The 20,766-nt window shown below is 70.9% G+C and carries 18 protein-coding genes and 1 pseudogene; 4 read left to right on the plus strand and 15 right to left on the minus strand.

Annotated elements, in window-relative coordinates:
• Window positions 1-7: 7 nt before the first annotated feature.
• Window positions 8-667 (minus strand): response regulator transcription factor, encoded by a 660-nt coding sequence (locus ACTWQR_RS17410; RefSeq protein WP_443227990.1) that lies wholly within the window; start codon window positions 665-667, stop codon window positions 8-10.
• A gap of 1,577 nt (window positions 668-2,244) precedes the next feature.
• On the opposite strand from ACTWQR_RS17410, the gene ACTWQR_RS17415 reads away from it, so the two are divergent.
• The 3 genes from ACTWQR_RS17415 to ACTWQR_RS17425 all read left to right on the plus strand — a co-directional run bounded on the left by ACTWQR_RS17415 (window position 2,245) and on the right by ACTWQR_RS17425 (window position 3,686).
• Window positions 2,245-2,859 carry a hypothetical protein gene (locus ACTWQR_RS17415; RefSeq protein WP_443227991.1) on the plus strand — a complete coding sequence of 205 codons (615 nt, stop codon included), beginning with the start codon at window positions 2,245-2,247 and terminating at the stop codon, window positions 2,857-2,859.
• A 75-nt stretch (window positions 2,860-2,934) separates the two neighbouring features.
• Window positions 2,935-3,339, plus strand: a complete 405-nt coding sequence (locus ACTWQR_RS17420; protein WP_443227992.1) for an SsgA family sporulation/cell division regulator — start codon at window positions 2,935-2,937, stop codon at window positions 3,337-3,339.
• 44 nt (window positions 3,340-3,383) lie between these two features.
• On the plus strand, window positions 3,384-3,686 hold the full coding sequence (locus ACTWQR_RS17425; RefSeq protein WP_443227993.1) for a WhiB family transcriptional regulator: 303 nt from the start codon (window positions 3,384-3,386) through the stop codon (window positions 3,684-3,686).
• Window positions 3,687-4,079: 393 nt separating this feature from the next.
• Here ACTWQR_RS17425 and ACTWQR_RS17430 read toward each other — a convergent pair whose 3' ends face one another.
• The 3 genes and pseudogenes from ACTWQR_RS17430 to ACTWQR_RS17440 all read right to left on the minus strand — a co-directional run bounded on the left by ACTWQR_RS17430 (window position 4,080) and on the right by ACTWQR_RS17440 (window position 7,064).
• A complete protein-coding gene (locus ACTWQR_RS17430; RefSeq protein ID WP_443227994.1) occupies window positions 4,080-5,477 on the minus strand; it encodes a CHASE3 domain-containing protein in 1,398 nt (465 codons plus the stop codon).
• 452 nt (window positions 5,478-5,929) lie between these two features.
• Window positions 5,930-6,049: pseudogene (locus ACTWQR_RS17435) on the minus strand (IS21-like element helper ATPase IstB); the annotation flags it as partial.
• A 298-nt stretch (window positions 6,050-6,347) separates the two neighbouring features.
• Window positions 6,348-7,064 carry a methyltransferase domain-containing protein gene (locus tag ACTWQR_RS17440; RefSeq protein ID WP_443227995.1) on the minus strand — a complete coding sequence of 239 codons (717 nt, stop codon included), beginning with the start codon at window positions 7,062-7,064 and terminating at the stop codon, window positions 6,348-6,350.
• A gap of 1,234 nt (window positions 7,065-8,298) precedes the next feature.
• Here ACTWQR_RS17440 and ACTWQR_RS17445 point away from each other — a divergent pair.
• Entirely contained in the window at window positions 8,299-8,985 is a 687-nt protein-coding gene (locus tag ACTWQR_RS17445; RefSeq protein ID WP_443227996.1) for a phosphatase PAP2 family protein, read from the plus strand.
• A gap of 27 nt (window positions 8,986-9,012) precedes the next feature.
• On the opposite strand, the gene ACTWQR_RS17450 is transcribed toward ACTWQR_RS17445, so the two are convergent.
• From ACTWQR_RS17450 to ACTWQR_RS17500, 11 genes are read right to left on the minus strand one after another with little or no spacing between them, the layout of a single operon-like run.
• Window positions 9,013-10,356, minus strand: coding sequence for a glutamate-1-semialdehyde 2,1-aminomutase (locus ACTWQR_RS17450; RefSeq protein ID WP_443227997.1), 1,344 nt, complete (start codon window positions 10,354-10,356; stop codon window positions 9,013-9,015).
• Between the two features lie 7 nt (window positions 10,357-10,363).
• Complete coding sequence (rfbC, locus tag ACTWQR_RS17455; protein ID WP_443228025.1) at window positions 10,364-10,915, minus strand: dTDP-4-dehydrorhamnose 3,5-epimerase; 552 nt, start codon at window positions 10,913-10,915, stop codon at window positions 10,364-10,366.
• 11 nt (window positions 10,916-10,926) lie between these two features.
• Window positions 10,927-12,174: a polysaccharide pyruvyl transferase family protein gene (locus tag ACTWQR_RS17460; RefSeq protein WP_443227998.1), complete on the minus strand. Its 1,248-nt coding sequence runs from the start codon at window positions 12,172-12,174 to the stop codon at window positions 10,927-10,929.
• Entirely contained in the window at window positions 12,171-13,127 is a 957-nt protein-coding gene (locus ACTWQR_RS17465) for a glycosyltransferase family 2 protein (RefSeq protein WP_443227999.1), read from the minus strand. The genes ACTWQR_RS17460 and ACTWQR_RS17465 overlap by 4 nt, the downstream gene beginning before the upstream one ends.
• Window positions 13,124-14,434: a hypothetical protein gene (locus ACTWQR_RS17470; RefSeq protein ID WP_443228000.1), complete on the minus strand. Its 1,311-nt coding sequence runs from the start codon at window positions 14,432-14,434 to the stop codon at window positions 13,124-13,126. The genes ACTWQR_RS17465 and ACTWQR_RS17470 overlap by 4 nt, the downstream gene beginning before the upstream one ends.
• A 5-nt stretch (window positions 14,435-14,439) precedes the next feature.
• Window positions 14,440-15,714: a DUF4910 domain-containing protein gene (locus ACTWQR_RS17475; RefSeq protein WP_443228026.1), complete on the minus strand. Its 1,275-nt coding sequence runs from the start codon at window positions 15,712-15,714 to the stop codon at window positions 14,440-14,442.
• A gap of 20 nt (window positions 15,715-15,734) precedes the next feature.
• Window positions 15,735-16,760, minus strand: a complete 1,026-nt coding sequence (locus ACTWQR_RS17480; protein ID WP_443228001.1) for an NAD-dependent epimerase/dehydratase family protein — start codon at window positions 16,758-16,760, stop codon at window positions 15,735-15,737.
• Window positions 16,761-16,763: 3 nt separating this feature from the next.
• Window positions 16,764-17,411: a PIG-L deacetylase family protein gene (locus tag ACTWQR_RS17485; protein ID WP_443228002.1), complete on the minus strand. Its 648-nt coding sequence runs from the start codon at window positions 17,409-17,411 to the stop codon at window positions 16,764-16,766.
• The gene (locus tag ACTWQR_RS17490; protein ID WP_443228003.1) at window positions 17,408-18,241 is read right to left on the minus strand and encodes a glucose-1-phosphate cytidylyltransferase; all 834 of its coding nucleotides are present in this window, start codon (window positions 18,239-18,241) and stop codon (window positions 17,408-17,410) included. The genes ACTWQR_RS17485 and ACTWQR_RS17490 overlap by 4 nt, the downstream gene beginning before the upstream one ends.
• The gene (locus ACTWQR_RS17495) at window positions 18,238-19,488 is read right to left on the minus strand and encodes a methyltransferase domain-containing protein (protein ID WP_443228004.1); all 1,251 of its coding nucleotides are present in this window, start codon (window positions 19,486-19,488) and stop codon (window positions 18,238-18,240) included. Before ACTWQR_RS17495 ends, ACTWQR_RS17490 begins: the two co-directional genes overlap by 4 nt.
• A complete protein-coding gene (locus ACTWQR_RS17500) occupies window positions 19,489-20,766 on the minus strand; it encodes a glycosyltransferase (RefSeq protein WP_443228005.1) in 1,278 nt (425 codons plus the stop codon).

The raw sequence follows: 20,766 nt of genomic DNA on the forward strand, positions 1-20,766 counted from the left end.
CCGCGTCCTACTGCCCGAGGTAGCGCAGCACCGCGAGTACCCGGCGGTGCTGTCCGGTTGCCGCCTGGCTGAGCCCCAGCTTCATGAAGATCCCGGTCACGTGCCGCTCCACGGCGGCGACGCTCACGAAGAGCTGCTCGGAGATCCCCGTGTTGGAGTGGCCCTCTGCCATCAGCGCCAGGACCTCCCGCTCCTTCGGCGTCAGCGCGGCCAGCGGGTCCTCCGGACGCTTGCGCCCCAGCAGCGCCGCGATCACGTCCGGGTCGAGGGCCGAGTCGCGGGCCAGCACCCGCTCGACGGCATCGATGAGGATCTGAGGGCTGGCCACCTTCTCTTTGAGGAGATAGCCCACCCCGCTCGGGTCGTCCCCGACCAGGTCGAGCGCGTAGGAGGCGTCCAGGAACTGGGAGAGGACGATGACGGCGGTCTCCGGCCGCGCCGCGCGGATCTTCTGTGCGGCACGCAGGCCGTCCGCCTCCAGTTCCGGCGGCATCCGGATGTCGGTGATCACCACGTCGGGGCGGTGCTCCTCGGCGGCGCGGACGAGGTCCACCGCGTTGTCGGCGGCCTCGACCACGTCGATGCCGGCCTTGCGCAGGATGGCCGCGATACCTTCGCGCATGAACGGCTGGTCTTCTCCGAGCACCGCCCGCAGTGGTTGGCTCATGCCGGCATCTTAGCCTGACGCGTGTCTCGCATACATGACAAATACCCATCTGAGACGGCTCGTCGAAAGCGCACACGTGTGACCTCGACGTTCAGGCGGAGGCGCCGGTCGAATCGATCTCCCGGTCCCGGTGCACAGAGGATCCCCGGCTTCTCGTACGCGTGCCACAGATGCGTGTTCCCTGCTGTGCTGCGTCAACTGGTCGAGCCGACGGGTGACGACGGCCCCGGCCAACGCGTCGCGTTTGGCGCGCATCGTCCTCTGCTCCGGTTCGCGGGGTGAGACGCGCACAGATGGCGGCTGGCACCCGGCAGCCCGCCGAGCAGCGTCAGGTACGGCTCGGCCTCCCCGGCCCGCGGCCCCATCAGGCCCTTCATCAGCAGTCGTACGGAATCCGGGTCCCGCGCGGTGAGTTCGAAGGAGGTCGCCTGTTCCGCGGGCAGGTCGCGGCGTAGGGCCGCTCGTGAGCGAGTTCCCGCAGGCCGTCCTCGACCCGTCGCAGCAACCGGTACGGAGATCCGGGTTCCCCGGTCCGCGCGGCGGGCACCGGCACGAGGGCGGCCGGCGGGGAAGAGCCGGCGGCGCCATGACAGCCCCGGCGATCCTGCTCCCGGCCAGGCCGCCTCTTCGGGGGCGAAGGCCGGAATGCGGGACTTCCCGGCGCCGGCGGGACCCTCGATCCACAGCACTCCGCTTCGTGACGGTGGACGAGGCGCAGCGCCCGCCTAAGGAGCCGCTCCCGCTGTGCGTCGTGCTCGCGCGCAGGCGCCTCGGGTACGGGCTGGGGGCGCCGTTCGTCGTCGGCGGGATGTCGGTCGCCCGGATCAAACCGGCCGCCAGTGGTCCGTGTGCCGCACGGGCCGGGCCGGACCCCCGAGCCGTGGGGCATTCGCCGCGAGTACGGTCGGGCCAGGGGCGACTGGCCGTGTTGGCGCATCGCAATACGCGTATGGCCATACGCGCATCGCCATACGCACTCACACGCGATCGTCACCGCCGAACTGACGTTCCTCAGCCGCGCGTTGAAGGCACCAACCCTGCTCCCGGGACGCGGTGGTGCGGGTGGCCATGAGTTTCACTCCTCTCCGCCGCCGCCTGTCCTCGGTCGTCACACGTGATATGCGTCGTCCGAGCCACAGGATGTGTCCTCGCCGCGTCCGGTGGCTGTCAAGGACGCCTGAGCCGTGGCGGGGGGCTCACCTCGCGGGCAGTGTGGGGAAAACCCGAGGTCTGTGCGCTTCCTGGCCCGGATCCGGCCGGCCGGTCCCGGCCGGCGCCAGGACGCCGCCGCAGGTCACACGGCTTGTGCCCGCCGTGAGGTGGGGTGGGCCCTACAACGGCGTGGGGGAAAACCCCGAGCAAGGGCGAGGGAGCGCACGACAGACCAGGATGCGGCCTCCTTCGAGACTTGGCGCTGGATCGGGGGGTTCCTGTTGCAGGAAACGCGATGTGTCGGACAGCCGCCACCGCTGGACAGCTCTTGAGCCGAACCCCCAGAGGAACCTAAGAGCTTCACCGACAGGACGAGGGGTGCCGCGGTGCATCGAACACTTGTGGCTGAGGAACGGGGACCGGACATGGCTCAGCTGGAAGCACCTGGTGACGAGGTCCGTCCGCCCGTGCGCCGCCCCGGTGTCCGGGTGGCCGCTCCCCCGGGGGGTGCCCTCACCCGCACGGCGATGCTGGCCGGCTCGCTGGTCTCGGCTGCCGTGGGTGGCCTGCTGATCGTCGTACATGTGCGCACGCCGGCCGTGGCCGGGGCGCTCTTCGGGGTGCACATGGGGGTCCAGGGGGTGCTCCAACTGCTGGCGGTGCACGAGTCCACGGCGTCGGCGCCGGTCCGGTGGCTGCTGGCAGTCGGCGGCTTCGCCGCCCTGCCGCTGGGCGCGGCCCTCTTCCACGGCTGGGCCGGCACGGTCTTCCTGCTCGCCCTGTGGACCGGCTGCGGCTGGCTGCTGCGGGGATTCACCATGGCCGTGTCCGTCACCTCGCCCTCGGTGAGCCATGTGTTCGTCTATGACGACGTACTGAACGCAGTGATCGTCTCGGCCGGTCTGTTCATGACCGCCTTCCCTTTCTCGTCCCTGGAGCAGCTGGCCGATGTCGGCGGCTCCGTACTGATGGCCACCGCGGCGTTCGAGGCGCTCGCCGCTGCACGGCGGCACCCCCGGACCCTTCGCGCCATCGACTGAGCCGAGCTCAGGTGCAAGGGCACGACCACCCACGTTTCCAGGCCGATCGACCGGCCGAGTCTCCAGGAGGCAACCATGAAGAAGCGCCACCTCTCGCTGACGATCACACACTGGGTGATCTCCGATCTCGCCGTGACGCTGAACTGCGAGTTCTCGTACAACACCCACGACCCGCTCGCCGTCACACTGATCCTCGACACCGACGGCGAGCGGCCGGTGCGCTGGATCTTCGCCCGAGAGCTGCTGGCCGAGGGCATGGCCGCCCGTGCGGGCGAGGGCGACGTGGTGCTCTGGCCGGGGCACGACCAAGACGGAGAGCCGTCCTCCTTCTACGTACGCGTGGGGGGCACCCGCACGGCACTGTTCGAGATCCCGGCCGAGCCGGTCGCGAAGTGGCTGGCCAGGACCTATGACTTGGTTTCGCAGGGGACCGAGCTGAACGGAGTGGACTGGGACGAGCTGGTCCAGCTGGCGGAGTGACATCACTGGGTTCGGCCGTCGTAGGTTTCAGAGGAAGGAAGACCATGCAAAACGCACTGCGCCCCCTACTGAGCGACTGGCAGTGGCAGCAACGCGCCGCCTGCCGTGGAATGAGCAGCTCCACCTTTTTCTCGCCGCCGGGGGAGCGGGGCCGGGCGCGCCGCGACCGCGAGGAGCGGGCGCGCTCCATCTGCGGCCGATGCGAGGTCCTCGACATCTGCGGGGCCACGGCCCTGAATCACGGGGAGAGCTACGGCGTCTGGGGCGGGCTGTCCGACGACGAGCGCCGGCGGCTCGGCACGGGGATTGCCGGCAAGCCCGAGACGCACGACCCGGCCTCGCGGTGACGGGCTGGCGTGGCAACTGGCGCAGACCGCGCCCTCCCGGACCTGACGCCGCCCGCCCTTCCTGATCCGCCGTCACCATCGCGCTGACGGCGGATCAGCCGCGTGGCGCGGGAGCCGCCGCGGTTGCTGCCGGCAAGGAGAGCAACCCCATGCACGGCGACGGCACCACGTCCATCGACTACACGGCCTTCACCGCGCGGTTGGACGTCGCCAATGGTTAGGGCGCCCACTCCCAGGGCCCCAGAGTCAGGGCACGTTGCGCTGACCGTGAGTCACACACCTGGCACGGGCGCCGCGGTACGGCGGTCGTCCCGCTCTGGCCATGCGACCGCGCCATGGCGCCGCTGCCAGGCTCCGCGTTCCCCTGCGTGTGTCAGCCGCTGCCGGGTCGGTTCAGGCCGGCACCGGGATCCGGATCAGGATGGTCGTGCCGCCGCCGGGCGGGGAATCGATGGTCAGCTTGCCGTCGAACGCCGCCACCCGGTCCGTCAGCCCGGTCATGCCGCTGCCGGCGGTGCTCTTGCCCACGCCGCCGATACCGTCGTCGGTGACCTTGATCCGCAGTACGTCCCCGAATTCGATGGAGACGTCGATCCGGGATGCCTGAGCGTGCTTGACCGCGTTCGTCACAGCCTCGGCCACGACGAAGTACGCGTTCGACTCGACGGTGGAGGAGATCCTCCGCTCGTCCTTGCTCTCGACAACGGTGGGTACCGGGCACCGGGACGCCAGGTCCTTCACCGCCGCCACCAGTCCCTTCACCGTCAGTACGAGCGGGTAGATCCCCGACGCCAGTTCCCGCAGTTCGTTGATCGCCGTCTGCGCGTTGTCGATGGACTGGTCCAGCAGGTCGGTTGCCGATGTCTTCGTCTCGGGGACCATCTCCCGTGCGAGCCGCAGCCCGATCATCAGGCTGACCAGACGTTGCTGCGCCCCGTCGTGCAGGTCCCGGGCCGTACGCCGGTGCACGGCCTCGGTGTTCTCCATGATGCGGCGGCGGCTGTCCTGGAGTGAGGCCGCCATGGTGTTGAAGGAGGTGCCCAGCGCTCCGATCTCCGCCACCCTGCTGGGCGGGATCCGCATGGTCAGGTTGCCGCCCGCCAACTCCTCCGCCGCGGCCGCTGCCCCGCGCACCGGCCGTACCACCGCACGGTGCTGGAGCACCGTGAAGACGGCAACGAGCGCGGTCGACGCCGCGAGCCCCACGGCCGCCGCGAGCACCGCCTGGCGGCTGTTGGTCCCGGCGGCGTCCGTGCGCGCCGCGAGCTGCTCGCGTTCGTCCGCCGTGTACCGGTCGAACTGGGCCCGCATGGTGTCGACGCGCTGTTTGCCCTCCATGGTCTGCTGCAGGCTGGACGCGGCGGGATTGTCCCGCCGGACCATCTCGACCAGCGGAACCGAGTAGTCGTTCAGGAAGGATTCGACGCCGCGCGTGATCTGTTCAGCGGTGCGCCGTTGTTCCGCTGATGTCGCGCTCTCGGTGAACCGCCGCGCCTCCGCGGGGAGATCGGCGCGCGCCTTGTGCCACGGCTGGAGAAACGTTTCCCGGTTCGTTATCACGAAGCCGCGCTGTCCTGTTTCGAGATCGAGCAGCAGCTGTTCCATGGCGCCGGCCTCGACGAGAGCTGTACGGGAGGCTCGTCTGGCCGAGGTGGAGCTGTTCGCGTCGGAGATCGCCCACAGCAGGACGGCGAACGCGACACCGATCAACAAGGCCAGCAGGCCGCTCGCCGCGACCGTGAGGCTTGTCAGCCCCAGTCGCCGACCTCTGTACTTCTGCGACGCGCTCATACTCCGCCTACCGATGGAAAGGATCGAGACACCTAGAGTGTGCAATGTATCTGCATGCTGACAGAAGACGTCCCCACAAAAACCCGCCTGGCGCACACCCGCCGTGCATGTGCTGTCTCCCGTGTCGCCAGCCGATGTCCCACCCGGACCGGCCGTCCTGCGATGTACGGCGCCCTGTCCTGCGGGAGCCCCGCGAGCACAGCGTTCTTCCCGCGCTGACTGGCCCGCCGCCGTGCGCGCGAGCACACGTAGACCGCGACAGCCGGCCCCGCCGCGAGACCCGCCCGGCGGACGCCATCCGTGCCGACCCGCGCATCGAAGGTCGGGTCGTCATCAGTCTCTCCCACACCTTCTCGAGGATACGTGTGTGGCGACGAGCGCACACTCGAGCTGGCTCTCTTCCCTTGAAACGGGAGCGCCGCCGGATGCGTTCCACTGCTCAGTGCGGGGGCCGTGGCCAGCACGTAGTGGGCGTGGAAGCCGTCCAGTGCCGGCCTGGTGCCGAGCGTGATCAGCAGGTGGGACTTGCCGGTTCCGGAGTCACCGATCAGGCATAGCGCCTCACCTGAGCGAGTCCTTGTCGTAGGCGTCGTAGGCGTCGTAGGCGAATTTGGCGCGATCTGCCGGTCGCGTCGGGGCTCTCGGTGACCCGGGCCACCGAGGACCCCGACGACTACGCCAGCAGGACCACCGACGACCTGAACCCCGCAGCCGCAGAGCCGCAGCGGGGCTCGGTGGTGGGCTCGCCGGTGCCGGACCGGACCGACGGCATGGCGGCGCCAGTCCCCGCGCCGATCACCCGATCAGGAACCCTGTTCGACCGGACCAACCCCGTGATCGACACGCGGATACGCGGATGGTGTCCAAGGGTCAAGCCCTCTTTCCAAAGACGAGCACCTCAGTGGAGGCGACGCCCATGGGGGCCAGAAAGCTTGCCTCCAGGCCGCAGCCGAGGGTCGCGAAGAGGTCCACGCATGTCCGGCGCGGCATGGCGGCAGGGTAGGAGCCGTGGCCCGCGCCGCCCTGCGTCGCCCAGGCACGCACCGTGGCCGGGTCCAGGCAGGTCTCTGTCATTACGTCAAAGACGATCCGACCACCGGGTCGCGTGACACGTGCCATCTCGAAGAAGTACCGGGAGGCGCCGAGGAAGGTCACGGTGTTGAAGACCTTATGGGCCTGAACGAGGTCGATGCTGCCGTCCGGTGTCGAGGCGAGACTGTATCCCGCGGTCGGTTGGGCGACCACGCTGAATGTCTCCACCAGGTAGTTGGACCAGGGTGCTGCCGTCTCGTAGATCTCGTAGCGGCCTGGTGAACACTCCTTGAGCGTCTTCTCCAGGTACCGTCCGGACCCGGGGCCGATCTCCAGCACCGTGTCCGGGTTGGCGGTGAAGACGCCGAGATCGCGTAGTTCATCGATGGTGTGCTGGGTGGCGCCAGGTGTCCCGTTCATGACTTCGTCGATGTAGTCACCGACCGACAGACCGGCCGCCCGTGCGGCCCGCATCGTTGGTTCGAACGGGATGAAGTCGTCCACTCCACCCCGGTTGTTGTTGGTGCGCACGATGTCGAATCCCGCACGTCCCAAGAGCCGCTTGACCCCCGACTTCAATGCTGACGTTCCCCCACCTGCTGGGCTCACCAGGCATGCCCCCCCGCTAGTCCCCACCCTCGGTACCCGAAAGCATAGGACCGCGGACGCGGGCGCGCAGTGGGACGACGAACTTCGCTACGCGGCAGGGGAGGGCCGGTCCGCGGCGCCGGGATCTCACGCCCGATATTCGCCTTCCCAGTAAGGCTGATTGTCGATCCTTGGTGGTCGCCACGGGAATCTCGGCCTGGCACCTCGGCCTCCGTGCGCCGCCGCGCGGCCTCCTCGCGGACCTTCTTCTCCCGCGCCTCCACGTGCGTTCTCCGGTCGCGTCTGGGGGCCGTGACGCCGTGTGGCGACGGCCTCGGCAGGGCCGAGCGGTGCCAACAAGGTGCCCCGGGCCCAAGTCGAGGCTCGCAGGAGGGCTGTCCACGACGCGTCACGATCGCGGTTTCGTTGACACTCCGTGGCTCCGGCATGGAGAGGCGATCCAGCACCAGGATTCGCGGAGTGTTGACCCGCGGACTTTCCGACGGCGGTGTGCCGCGACCGCCTTGTTGGTTAGGGTGGCGAGCAGAGACTGATTCCGATGCCCGTGACCAGGGTGATGGACAGGCTGGCGAGTTCGGGGCCGCACAGGCTGATGGCTCCCGCGCGGGCCAGGTCAGACACGACGGGGGGGGGCTCGTTGGTGGGGAGTTGGCGTCGGCGGAGGCCGAAGGCCACGTCGATCAGCGTCAGTGGCGTTGGATCGCTTGGCCGGAGCGGGCCTGGAAGTCGGCCCAGTTCAGTTCGCACTTGACGTGTTTGCGATCTTGCTCGGCCCAGCCGTGCGCGGCCCGTATATCGGTCCAGCCGTGCGCGGCCCGTGTATCTGACGGTCCCGGCCATGTCGGCGGGCGGCCGCGGGCGGTTCTCGGGGCGCGGCATCGCGGTGGCGGCGAGTGACATGGCGTAGGCCTCGACGGGAGGGGGAGGTGCATCACATCTGTCGGACGGTCTGCGACGGTGTGCGGGATTTTCGGCGTCTCGGTCATGAGCGGGGTGGTCGGCTCGACCGCCATCAAATAGGGGGTCGCGGCGCGGTCGAGTTCGGCGATGAAGTGCGGGCTTCCGCTGGGGTTGTAGCGGCAGCCGCCGACCGGAGCCCGAAACGTGATGCGCGCGGCACATGCCCGGACCACCGGGTGGGCGGCCGATCGGCCGCAGGTCGACCGGACGCGGTGGGCGTGTGACCGGCCGGTCGGCGCCCACGGTGCTGCCCCCCTCGCTGCGCACGTGGCTCGGGCTGATCGCGGCCCTCGCCGCGCTGGTGGTCGTCGTGCTCGGAGCCCTGTACGCCGGCCACAGTGAGCCCGGCAGGGTGGACAGGTGGATCATCCAGCCGACGGCGGACAGTGTGCGGCCGCCGTGGCGGAACGTCGCTCTGGCCACGGACTTCCTGGGGGAGCCCGCCGGAGCGGCGATGCTGGTCGTGGCCACCGTGACAGGCTGCCTGCTGCTTCGGTGGCCTCGCGCGGCGGTGTTCATCGTTGCCGGTGCCGGCCTGACCGTGGCGACGACGACGCTGCTCAAGCCCCTGGTGGGACGCACCATCCACGGCGACGGCAACCTGTCCTACCCGAGCGGGCACACCGCATTCGTCACCGCGCTCGCCCTCATCGTGGCGCTGCTCGCGGCAGGCCGGCTCGGCCTCGGCAGGACGGCGGGCACGTTGCTCGTGCTCGCCGCTGCGGTGGTTGCCGGCACCGCGATGGGGTGGGCGCAGGTCGCTCTGGGCGCGCACTACCCGACCGACGTCCTCGGCGGCTGGTGCACCGCGCTGGCGGTGATACCGGCGACCGCGTGGCTGGTCGACCGGATGGCTGACCGGCTGGCCGACCGGATGGCCGACGTCGGTCGGCGGGAGCGCCGCTGACGTTACGTCACGTCATCTCGTGTCCCGTCACGCCAAGCGGCGGAACACAGGCTTCACCGGTCGCCCGCCCAGCCAGGGGGTGGGGTCAGCGGCGTCCAGTGCCTTCCGGTACACCGCACATGCCTGAGCCACCACGTCGACGGTGCGGTCGATGTCGGCGTCGCTGAGCGCGCTGCTCACCACGAACGACGGGGCCAGCACCCCGCCCGCGAGGAGCCGACGCAGGAACAGGGTGCGGTACTCCTGCGACGGCTGCCGGTTCTCGTCGAGGGTGGCGAAGACCAGGTTGCTGGCCCGGCCCCGGACGACGACGTGATCGCCGACGCCCATGCCGGCCGCGGCGTCGCGGACACCGGCGGCCAACCTCTCGCCGAGGGCGTGCAGCCGCGCGGTGACGCCCTCCTCGACGTAGGTGGTCTGCACTGCCATCGCGGCTGCCAGGGAGTGTGTTTCCGCGCCGTGCGTGGTGGACAGCAGGAACACCCGCTCGCCGGAGTGACGCAGCCCGCCCCGCTCCATCAGCTCGCGGCGCCCGGCCAGCGCGGACACGGCGAACCCGTTGCCCAGCGCCTTGCCGAACGTGGAGAGGTCCGGGACGACGCCGTACAGGCCCTGGGCGCCCGACTCGGACCAGCGGAAGCCGGTGATCATCTCGTCGAAGACCAGCACGCAGCCGTGCCGGTCGGCCAGCTCGCGCAGTCCGGCGAGGTACCCGGGCGGCGGCTCGGTGTGGCCGGCGGGTTCGAGGATCAGGCAGGCGACCTCGTCCTGGTACCGGGTGAGCAACTCCTCCGTGGCGGCCAGGTCGCCGTAAGGGAAGGACACGGTGAGTTCGGTGGTCGCGGCCGGAATACCGGCGGACATCGGCGTGGTGCCGATGAACCAGTCGTCGACGGAGAAGAACGGATGGTCGCCGCAGATGGCCACCCGCGGGCGCCCGGTGACGGCGCGGGCGAGGCGCACCGCGGCGGTGGTGGCGTCGGAGCCGTTCTTCGCGAACTTCACCATCTCGGCGGTCGGCACGGTGGCCAGGAAGCGTTCCGCGGCTTCGACCTCCACGATGGACGGCCGGACGAAGTTGCTGCCGCGGTCGAGTTCCCGCCGCACCGCCTCGATCACGCGTGGGTGGGCGTGGCCGAGGCTGACCGACCGCAGGCCGGAGCCGTACTCGATGTAGCGGTTGCCGTCGACGTCCCACACATGGGCACCGCGGCCGTGGCTGATGACCGGGGCCAGGTTCTCGGGGTACTGGTCGTCGCCCTTGGCGTAGGTGTGCGCACCCCCGGGGATCACGGCGTGCAGCCGCTCGTTCGCCGTCCGCGACCGGGGCAGTTGGAACTCTTCGGTGTCTACCGTGTCTTCGGTGGCCACGCCGACCTCAACTCTCTATCTGCTTCAGGACCTCGGCGAGGCTCGGCGCCTCCCGGTCCCGCTGGGACATCGATGTGACCGGCAGCGGCCAGGGAATGGCGAGCTCCGGGTCGTCGAAGGCGATCGTCACGTCCTCGGCCGGATCGTGCGGGCGGTCGATCCGGTACGAGGTGTCGGCGGTTTCGGTCAGCGCCTGGAAGCCGTGCGCGCACCCCGCCGGGATGTAAAGGGTCGCCTGCGTCTCGTCGGACAGCTCGAAGAAGGCCCGGTTGCGGTAGGTCGGCGAGTCCGTCCGCAGGTCCACGACGACGTCGAAGATCCTCCCGTACGAGCACCGCACCAGCTTGGCCTCGCCGGCGCCGGAGCGCAGGTGCAGGCCGCGCAGCACGCCCCGGACCGAGCGGGACAGGCTGTCCTGGACGAAGGCGTCCGGGGCGAGGCCCACCGAGCGGACCAGGTCGGCGTCGAAGGTGCGGCAGAAGAAGCCGCGCTCGTCGGCGTACGGCGTGGGCTCGAACAGGTACGCGCCTGCGATCTCCGGGACTTCGGTCGCTTTCATACCGGGCGCATTCATGGAGCCTCCTGCCGAGCGTGGGTGTGGTTGTGGTCGGTCGCCGGGAACAGGGCCGCGGTCAAGGAGGTGAACTGGCGCTCGAGTTGCCGGGTGGCGGCCAGGTTCCGCTCGGTGAGGGTCCGCCGCAGCTCCGCCGATCGCTTCTCCAGCGCCCGGAACTGATCGAGCAGCCGGTCGGCGTCGACCTCGCGAGCCGGGTGGCAGTAGGCGGCAAGGCCCATCCGATCCATGAGCGCGTCGCTCTTCGCCGCATAGCTGAGTGCGAGCGTCGGTGTGCCGACCTTCAGCGCGCAGATCAGGTTGTGGTAGCGGGTCGCCACCACGGTGTCGGCGGCCGCCATCTCCTTCATCAGGTCCGTCAGCGAGGACGCCTCGGCGGCGGTGACCAGCGGCGAGTCCACCGCGTCGAGGATCGCGGCGACCACCGACGCGTCACACTCGTCGCCGGTGAGCAGCCGGACCGGCCTGCCGTCCTCGACCAGCGCACGGACGAACCGGTTCGTCCCGTCGAGGTAGCGCCGGTGTATCTCCTCGGCCCGGGCGCGGTCGTCGTTGCCGCCGTGGAAGTCCATGACGCCGACGCACACTTGGCCCGGCGGGCTCAGGGCCTGTTCCGAGTTCGCGCTCGCCGGCGTCGGCAGGGCGAAGGCGAGGTCCGGGTAGACCTCGTCGCGCGCGGTGTCCACGCCCATGGCCCGCATCGCGTCGCGGGACAGGGCGTCCCGGTACGAGCGGTAGGTGGCCAGCCGCGCCGACCAGCGCACCAGAGCCCGGGTCGGCCGGTCGCTGATCGTGTCCGCGCCGACGCCGACCAGCGCGACCCGGGTGCGAAGCAGCCGGCCACTCGCGCAGAGCAGGAACAGCGAGTACGGGAAGCCCCAGGGCCGCAGCGGCAGCGTGGCCTCCAGGACACCCATGCCCGGCACGATCACCACGTCGTGCCGGCGCACCCAGGCAGCGGTACGGACGGCGTCGACGAGTTTGCCCAGACCCTTCGCCGCGATCGCGCCCGCGCGCGACGCGGTCCGGTACTCCCCGCGGTACCAGTGCAGCCGTGTCGCGGGGATCCGGTAGCGGGTCGTGACGACCTCGGGTCCGCCGCACAGCGCGTCCACAGCCGCCTCCGGGTGCTCGGCGCGGAGGTACCCGAGCACGGCCTCCAGCGACCCGTCGTTGCCGAGGTTGCCGGAGCCGAGCAGGCCGAACACCCCGACGCGCACCGGAGTTTCGTGTCCGGACGTCATGCCTGCCTCCCCTGACGACCTTCACGGCCCGCGACGAGGGCGTCGACGGAGACAGCGAGTCCGCCCGGGTCGACCGGGGCGCGGTCCTCGACCCGCTCGCCGGCGCCCGGCCGGACCCGGCTGGTCATCCACGCGGCCAGGTGGCGGTAGCACGCGCGCCGGTCGGCCCGGGACAGCGGCGCCCGCCGGATCGCCGAGGCGAAGCCCCAGACGTACTCGGCGAGCAGCCGGGGCGTCGGGTGGAGCGGACCCGCCCGGCGCGGGTCCAGGTTGACGCACCGGGCGCGCTTGCCGGGGTTCGCCCGCTCGGCGCGGGTGGGGTGGTCGCGCCGGAAGTACAGCAGTTCCGGGACCTGGTGGAAGGGCCCGTGCAGGGTGATCTCGGCGACGAACGTGCGGTCCGCGTGGTGGTAGCTGTCGTGCGGCTTCACCCGGCGCAGCACGTCGGCCCGCATCACCCCGTAGAAGTCGTCGCCACCGGGCTCGAACAGCAGGCTGCGGAAGCGCTCCGGCGCGTGCGGCGAGTCGGTGGCCAGCCCGTACTCGTACGGGACCTTCACCTGACCGTGGCCGTCGATGACCGCCTGGCCGCTGTGCGCGAGGATCACCTCCGGCCGCTCGTCCAGCGCCTCCACGCAGCGCCGCAGCAGGTCGCGGGCGTACAGGTCGTCGTGCGAGGCCCACTTGAACAGTTCGCCTCGGCACTCGGTGAACACGTAGTTGTGGTTCGGTGCGGCGCCGATGTTCCGGGGCAGCCGGATGTACCGGATGCGTGAGTCCTGGTCTGCGTACTTGCGGCAGATGTCCTCGGTCCCGTCGGTCGAGGCGTTGTCGGAGATGACCAGCTCGAAGTCCTCGTAGGTCTGGCCGAGCAGGGCGTCGAGCGCCTCGGCAAGGTACTCCTCGCCGTTGTACACGGGCAGGCCGATACTCAACCGGGGATGGGCGGTCATGACGTCCTCACTTGGGGGAGAAAGGTTTGATGGCTCTCGCGCAGGGCGGACCGCAGCTGCAGCCACCACACGGCCGCGCCGCTGACGGTCGCGGCGGCGACGCCCCAGGCCGAGCCGACCGTGCCGGCCACGGCCGCTCCGCCGAGCCCGCCGATGACATAACAGGCTGAGGCGAGGAGTTGGCTGCGCAGGCTCCGCCGGGCCGCGGCGAGGGCGCGGAGCCCGGCCGCCGCGCCGGTGCCGAGGCCCGCGCCGGCGACGCCGAGCGTGACCGGCACGATGAGCTCCGAGGCAGAGCCCCAGACGCCGCCGAGCACGAACTCGCCGACCCGGTCCGGCACCAGCAGCAGCGCCGCGCCCCAGAGCAGCGCGGCGGCGGCCTGCCCGGCACCGAGCAGGAGGCAGAACTTGGCCAGCCGGTGCGGGGCCTGCCGCAGCACCCGTGCCGCCTCCGCGACGGTGACCAGCGAAAGACCCATCAGCACCGCGAGGAACGGGCCGAGCAGGAGTTCGGCGCCCCGGACCACACCCACCGCGCTGACCCCGACGATCGCGCCGAGCCCGTACGCCCGCAGCTGGGCCGCGCCGCTGACGCCGACGTTCTCGACCAGGTACCGGTAGCCGAGGTCGCGCTGCTCGCGAAGCCACTCGCGCGCTCCGGTCATCCGGGGCCGGATGCCGGACTGGAGGCAGCCGTATCCCGCGGCCACCGTGGCGGACGCGCCCCAGGCGAGCACGAAAGCGGCCACGCTGTCCACGCGGGCCGCCACCACCATGGCGGGGACGAGCGCGACGCCCCACACGAGGTCGTTGACGAACGCCTTCCGCCCGGTGCCGGCGGCGAAGAACGAGTACCGCCAGGCGTCCTGCAGCAGCAGCCCCGGCAGCATGACGCCGAGGCAGGCGAACGCGGGCCCCACGCGGCCGCCGACAGCAAGGCCGACCGCCAGACAGACCGCGCCGACGGCGACGCCGACGCCGAGCGCGGTACCCGACGACCGGGCCACCGCCCCGCGCCAGGACGCGGCCGACACGCCGCTGAAGCGCACCACGAGAGGGTCGGTGGCCAACCCGCGGGAGACGCTGAGCACCACGCCGTAGGTCACCCAGGCCAGGCTGAACACGCCGAACGCGGCCAGCCCGAGCGAGCGTGCCACGTAGATGCCCACCGCGAAGTTGGTCATGCTGGAGGCCGCCTGGTCGGCCAGTCCCCAGGACAGCCGGCCGACCATGGCCCGCTTGGCGGTCCGCCGGACGGGTCCGGCCGGGGCCGCGGGTGTCGTCGTGTCCTCCCCCTCGGTGGTCATCGGCGTCATGCCTTGATCAGCCCGGCGCCGTGCAGGGCGCCGGCGGCAGCGGCGACGGTGTCGAACGGCAGCCCGGACCGCTCGGCGACGTCCAGCAGACTGTGCTCGCCGTCGGACAGGTTGAGCACCCAGAGCATGGCCATCTGGGCCTGCTTGGTGTCGCTGCGGCCGCCGAGCGCGTCGTACAACCCGCGTCGGCCCAGCTGTGGTTCGCCATAGGGGTTGAGGTTGAGGTACCGCCGGTTGCGGTCGAGGACGGCGGACGCCTCGCGGCAGACGGCGAGAGTGTCCGCCATCGCCTCCGGGGAGACGAAGTCCAGGTTGTCCGCCGAGGTGTGGTACTCGGGATAGCCGGCGTACGGGGTCCGGGTGAGCGAGCCCACGCCGAGATTGAACCCGGGCGAGCAGAACTGCCGCTCGTCGTAGCCGTACGGAGTGAACTCGGTGACGTGGTGCGGGCGTTCGGAGGCGGCCAGCACGTGCCGCATCACCCGGTCGATCTCCGCGTCGCCGCGTCTGCTCTGCTTGTACGTCAGTTGGCCCGGGTCGCCTGCGCAGGCCAGCACAAGACCGTGCTTGACCCGTTCCACCCGCTCCGCGTTGCGGGCCAGCCAGGTGATCGCGCCGATGGTGCCGGGCGCGAAAATGAACCGGTAGGTGTAGTACGGCGTACGCTCCACCAGGGCCCGGGCCAGAAACGTCGCCACCGCGATGCCGGCCAGGTTGTCGTTGGCCAACGACGGATGGCAGACGTGGCAGGAGACGATCACCTCGTCGGGGACCTGCCCGGGCACCACGTGCTCGGCGTAGGTGAGGTGGCCGTCCGCGAGCGTGGAGTCGATGCGTACCTCGTACTCGCCGTCCGGCATCGCGTCCAGGGTCTCCTGGGCCAGGCAGAATCCCCATTCCGGTTTGTAGTAGCTGGTGCGGTACGGCACCCAACTCGGGTGGTCCGGCAGGGTGTGCAGGTGTTCGCGCAGCTCGGCCAGCGGCATGGTCGTCGACACCGGCACGCTGTAGCCGAGCACGTGCAGGCTGGACGCGGCGAAGTCGACGACCCGGTGGCCGGCGGTGTCGGCGATGTAGGCGTCCCGGATGTTCCACTCCTGCGGCACCGTCCAGTCGAGCACCTGAGTCCCGGTCGGCACCTCGTGCACCTGCAGCGGGATGTACTCCCCGACGATGTCCAGGGTGGCGCGCACACCGTCGCCGGTGATGCTCCGGCACAGCGGATACAGCCGCTCCACCAGCGCGTACATCTCCTCGCCGGCGGTGGTCATCGGTTGTTCGCCGGCCGCGGTCATCGGCGCCACCGAAGGGTGTCGTCGACGGTGCCGGCGTCGGACGCCGCGCGCAGCACGGCAAGGCGGGTGAAGCGCCGCTCGAAGTCCTCCCGGGTCAGCCCGAACTTCCGGTAGGCGTCGGCGAGTTCGAGTGCGCCCTGCTTCACCGTCCACTCGCAGTCGAAGCCGGGTATCGCGGCGCGGAAGCGGGAGAAGTTCACCCGGTACGACCGCGGATCGGCACCGTTCTCCCCGGTGATCACCACCTGCGAGCCGGGCACCGCCTCGGCGACCTGCTCGGCGATCTCGGCGACCGTGACGTTGTTGATCTCGCTGCCGATGTTGAACGCCCGGTCGTGCACCGCTTCCCGCGGCGCCACCAGCGCGGCCGCGAAGGCGCGTGCGATGTCGGCGGCGTGCACCAGCGGGCGCCAGGGGGTGCCGTCGGAGAGCACGAGGACCTCGCCGGACAGGAGCGCGTGGCCCACCAGGTTGTTCAGCACGATGTCGGCACGCAGCCGGGGTGAGTAGCCGAAGGCGGTGGCGTTGCGCATGAACACCGGGCTGAAGTCGCCGTCGGCCAGCGCGTGCAGGTCGTCCTCCACCCGCACCTTGGATTCCGCGTACGGCGTCACCGGGCGCAGCGGGGCGTCCTCGCCCACCAGGGCGTCACCGCCGGCGGCGCCGTAGACCGAGCATGTCGACGCGTACAGGAAGCGCCGCACGCCGGCGTCGCGGGCCAGTCGGGCAAGGCGTACGGACGCGTGGTGGTTGATGTCGTAGGTGAGGTCCGGCGCCAGCGATCCCAACGGGTCGTTGGACAGCGCGGCCAGGTGGATCACGGCGTCCACCCCGGCTACCTGTTCGGCCGTGACGTCGCGCAGGTCCACCCGCGGCCCCGGCGGGTCCGCGGGCGGCGGGCCGAGGACGCAGTCGGCGAACAGGCCGGCGTCGAGGCCGACGACCTCGTGCCCGGCGGCCGCGAGGACCGGGGCCATCACGGTGCCCAGGTAGCCCTGATGTCCGGTCAGCAGTACGCGCAAGGTTCATTCCCCCAGGTTGAGAGTGAGTTTGGTGACGGCGAACGCCTCGGCGTAGCGCGCGTGGCATTCGATGCCGCGGATCCGCGCAAGGCCGAGGAAGGCCTCCCGGTCGTACCAGGGCCGGTGCCGCTGCGAGGGGTAGTGCTCCTGCAGCAGCCGTACCTTCTGTTCGGCGATCTCCGGCGACAGCGGCTGGTACGCCGCCATATGGCCGAGATCGCCGTCCCACTTGACGATCTCGTAGCCGAGCACCAGGTGGTCGCGGAACGCGGTGGTGACCAGCTTCGCCAGGCCGCGGTGATCCTGGTGCGCGTCCTCGGTGCGCGGGGCCAGCACGAGATCCGGCTCGGCCTGCTCGCGCAGTTCCTCGACCGCGGCCTTGGCTTCGGCCCAGTGTGCGGGCAGTCGGCCGTCCGGCAGCTTGTGCACGGTCAGCCGCAGGTCGGCGCCCGGGCAGAAGGCGGTGAGCGCGGCCTGCTCCTCCTGCTCGCGCTCGCTGCCACCGCCGGAGAGCACCAGCGCGTCGACGCGGATACCGGGGTGTGCGAGGCACAGCGTCAGCAGTGTGCCGCCGGCGCCGATGGCGATGTCGTCGCAGTGCGCGCCCACCGCGACGATCCGGTCCAGGCGCCCGGCGCTGAGCTGGATCATGCGGTCCTCGCCCCGGCGCCGTCCATGCCGCCGGTCGCGCTCGCCCCCGTGCCGTCGCCCCGTTCCCACACGGCCCATGGGCGGTCGCCCCGGGCGTAGGCGTCGTCGAGCGCGGCCCGCTCCTTCACCGTGTCGGTCGGCTTCCAGAAGCCACGGTGCTGGTGCGCCACCAACCGGCCGCGCTTGGCGAGTTGGGCGCATCCGTCGGCGACCAGGTCTCCGTTCTCCGGGATGTGGTCGAAGACCTCCTGGCGGAGCACGAAGTAGCCGCCGTTCTCCCACAGCGGCAGTTCGCTCACCGCGGTGATGCCCCCCACCAGGCCGTCCTCGCCCAACTCCACACAGTGGAACGACGATTGCGGCGGCACCACCATCATCGACGCACCGGCGTCGCGCCCGGCGAAGCGGTCGATCATCTCCGGCAGAGGGGCGTCGGTGAGGACATCGGCGTAGTTGGCGAGGAACATCTCGTCGCCGTCCAGGTGATGCCGCACCCGGCGCAGCCGCTCCCCGATCGGTGACTCGATGCCGGTCTGCGCGAAGGTGATGGTCCAGTCGGCGATGTCGGTGGACAGCAGCTCGGTCCGCCCGCCCCGCAGCACGAAGTCGTTGGACGTCGTCTCCTCGTAGTTGAGGAAGAAGTCCTTGATGTGGTGGGCCCCGTACCCGAGGCACAGGACGAACTCCGTGTGCCCGAAGTGCGCGTAGTAGCGCATGACATGCCAGATCAGCGGTCGCGGGCCGACCATCGCCATCGGCTTGGGCACGTCGTCGGAGCTTCCGTTGCGCATCCGCATCCCGTATCCGCCGCAGAACAGAACGACCTTCATGCTGTGACCTTTCGAGACGCGACCTCGACAATGCTCAGTTCCGGGATGGGAAAGACAAGCCGGCCGCCCCAGTCGTGCACGAAGGACAGCTGCTCGACCAGCTCGGCCCGCAGGTTCCACGGGAGGACGAGGACGTAGTCCGGTCTGTCGACGGCTATCCGCTCGGGCGACAGGATCGGGATGCGGGTGCCCGGGGTGAACCTGCCGTGCTTGTAGGGGTTGCGGTCGACCGTGTACGGGAGCAGGTCGGGCCGGATGCCGCAGTGGTTGAGCAGGGTGTTGCCCTTCCCCGGGGCGCCGTAGCCGACGACCGTCTCGCCGCGCTCGGCCGCCTCGATGAGGAACCGCAGGAGGTCCCGGCGCACCTTGGCCACCCGGGCGGAGAACTCGGTGTACCCGGACAGCTCCCGCAGCCCGGCGGCCTTCTCCCGGTCCAGCACCTCGGCCACCCGCTGGCTCGGCTCGCCGGCCACCTCGGCGGGCCGGGCCCACAGCCGGATGGAGCCGCCGTGCGTGGGCAGCAACTCGACGTCCACGAGCGTGAGTCCGCCGCTCGCCAGGGCCCGGATCGCGGACGCGACCGTGTAGTACTGGAAGTGCTCGTGGTAGATCGTGTCGTACTGGTTCTCCTCGATCAGGGTCAGCAGGTGCTGCACCTCGATGGAGACCCAGCCGTCGTCGGCGACCAGGGCGCGCAGCCCCTGGGTGAACCCGACCACGTCGGGGATGTGCGCGTACACGTTGTTGGCCACGACCAGGTCCGCCGGGCCGTGCTCGGCCCGGACGGCCGAGCCGGTGTCCGGGCTCAGGAACTCCGTGAGCGTGGGCACGCCCGCCTCCCGCGCCGCGGCGCCGACGTTCACCGACGGCTCGATGCCGAGGCAGCGGATCCCCCGGTCCACCATGTGCCTCAGCAGGTACCCGTCGTTGCTCGCGACCTCGACCACGAAGGCGTCGGAGCCGAGAGCGAGGCGCTGTACGGCGTCGGCGACGTATGTGCGCGCGTGCTCCACCCAGGAGGTCGAGTAGGAGGAGAAGTACGCGTACTGCGTGAACGTCTCCTCCGGCGTGATCAGCGGAGGAATCTGCGCGAGCCAGCAGTCGGTGCAGACCCGCAGGTGCAGCGGGTACGTCGGCTCCGCCTTGTCCAGTTGGTCCGCGGCGAGAAAGCTCTCACATGGTGGCGTCGCCCCGAGATCGACGACGCTCGCCATCGCTTCCGAGCCGCAGAGTCGGCATCGTGTCATCTACTGTCCCCATCCCCCCTGCTCGGGCGGGTGTCCCCGCCGCGAGCCGGTGCTTTTGTCCCCCACCGGTGGCGGGCTGTCCCCGCCGCCGAACCGACCCGCGATCGCGGTGCGGTACTCATCCACCAGGCGCTCAAGGCCGACGGCCGGGCTGAAACCCTCCTCGTAACGAAGCCGGGCCGCCTGGCCCATCTCCCGGTTGCGGGCCGGATCGGCCGCGATCCGGCGTATGCAGGACGCGAGCGAGGCGGGCTCGCCCGGCTGGTGCAGCAGCCCGGTCACCCCGTCCTCGACGAGTTCGACGAAGGCGCCGTGACCGGCGGCGACGGTCGGCACCCCCGCCGCCATCGCCTCCACGACCACCAGGCCGAACGCCTCCAGCCACGTCGAGGGAGCCACCACGGCGACCGACCGCGCGACGGCCTTACGGCTCTCCGCCGCGTCGTACAGGCCGACGTAGCGCACGTCGTCCCGGCCCGCCGCCCAGGCGGTCACCTCTCGCTCCAGTGGTCCCGCGCCCGCGATCACGAGCGGCACGCCCACACCGCCGCTCGCTGCGATCTCGTCCCACGCGGCCATGAGCAGCCGTACTCCCTTGGCCTCCGCGAGTCGGCCGAGATAGAGCAGATGCTCGCCGTCGCCCGCTCGGCGGGCGTCCGGCTCCGGCACGAAGTTGTGCTTCACCGCCAGCCGCTCGGCCGGCATGCCGGCTCGCACCAGGACGTCGCGCTGCGCCGCGGAGATGCAGAAGAACCGCTCCACGCCGGACCACCACCGCCGCCGGTTGACCGACAGGCTGACCGCGAGCGGCACCGTCGCCAGCCGGGAGCTCCGGTAACAGCCGTGCCGGACGGCGGGCAGTGGGGCGGCGGCCCCGACGCACTCGGTGCACGGCCGCCCGTCCCGTTGCAGCGTGCCGGGTGGGCAGACCTGGGTGTAGTTGTGCAGCGTGGCGACGGCGGGCACGTCGGCGTCGGCGCAGGCGGCAAGCACCGCGGGCGACAGGAGCGGGAAGACGTTGTGGATGTGCACCACGTCCGGTCGCTCGGCGCGCAGCCGGGCGGCGAGCTCCGCGCGGACCGCCGGGTTCCACGGCACGAGCAGCGGTATCGCGGCCTTGCCAAGCAGCGACCGGCCGGCGATGTCGTCGCTGCGCCGCTCGAACACCTCGACCCGGTGACCGGCCGCGCGCAGCAGCTCCACCTCCTGGTCGACGACCTTGTTCTCTCCGCTCGGCTGCGCCGAGGCGTAGCGGTTGTGCACCACGAGGACGTGCAT

This window comes from Streptomyces sp. 2A115 (genome assembly GCF_052245575.1).
In the GTDB taxonomy this organism is placed as follows: Bacteria; Actinomycetota; Actinomycetes; order Streptomycetales; family Streptomycetaceae; genus Streptomyces.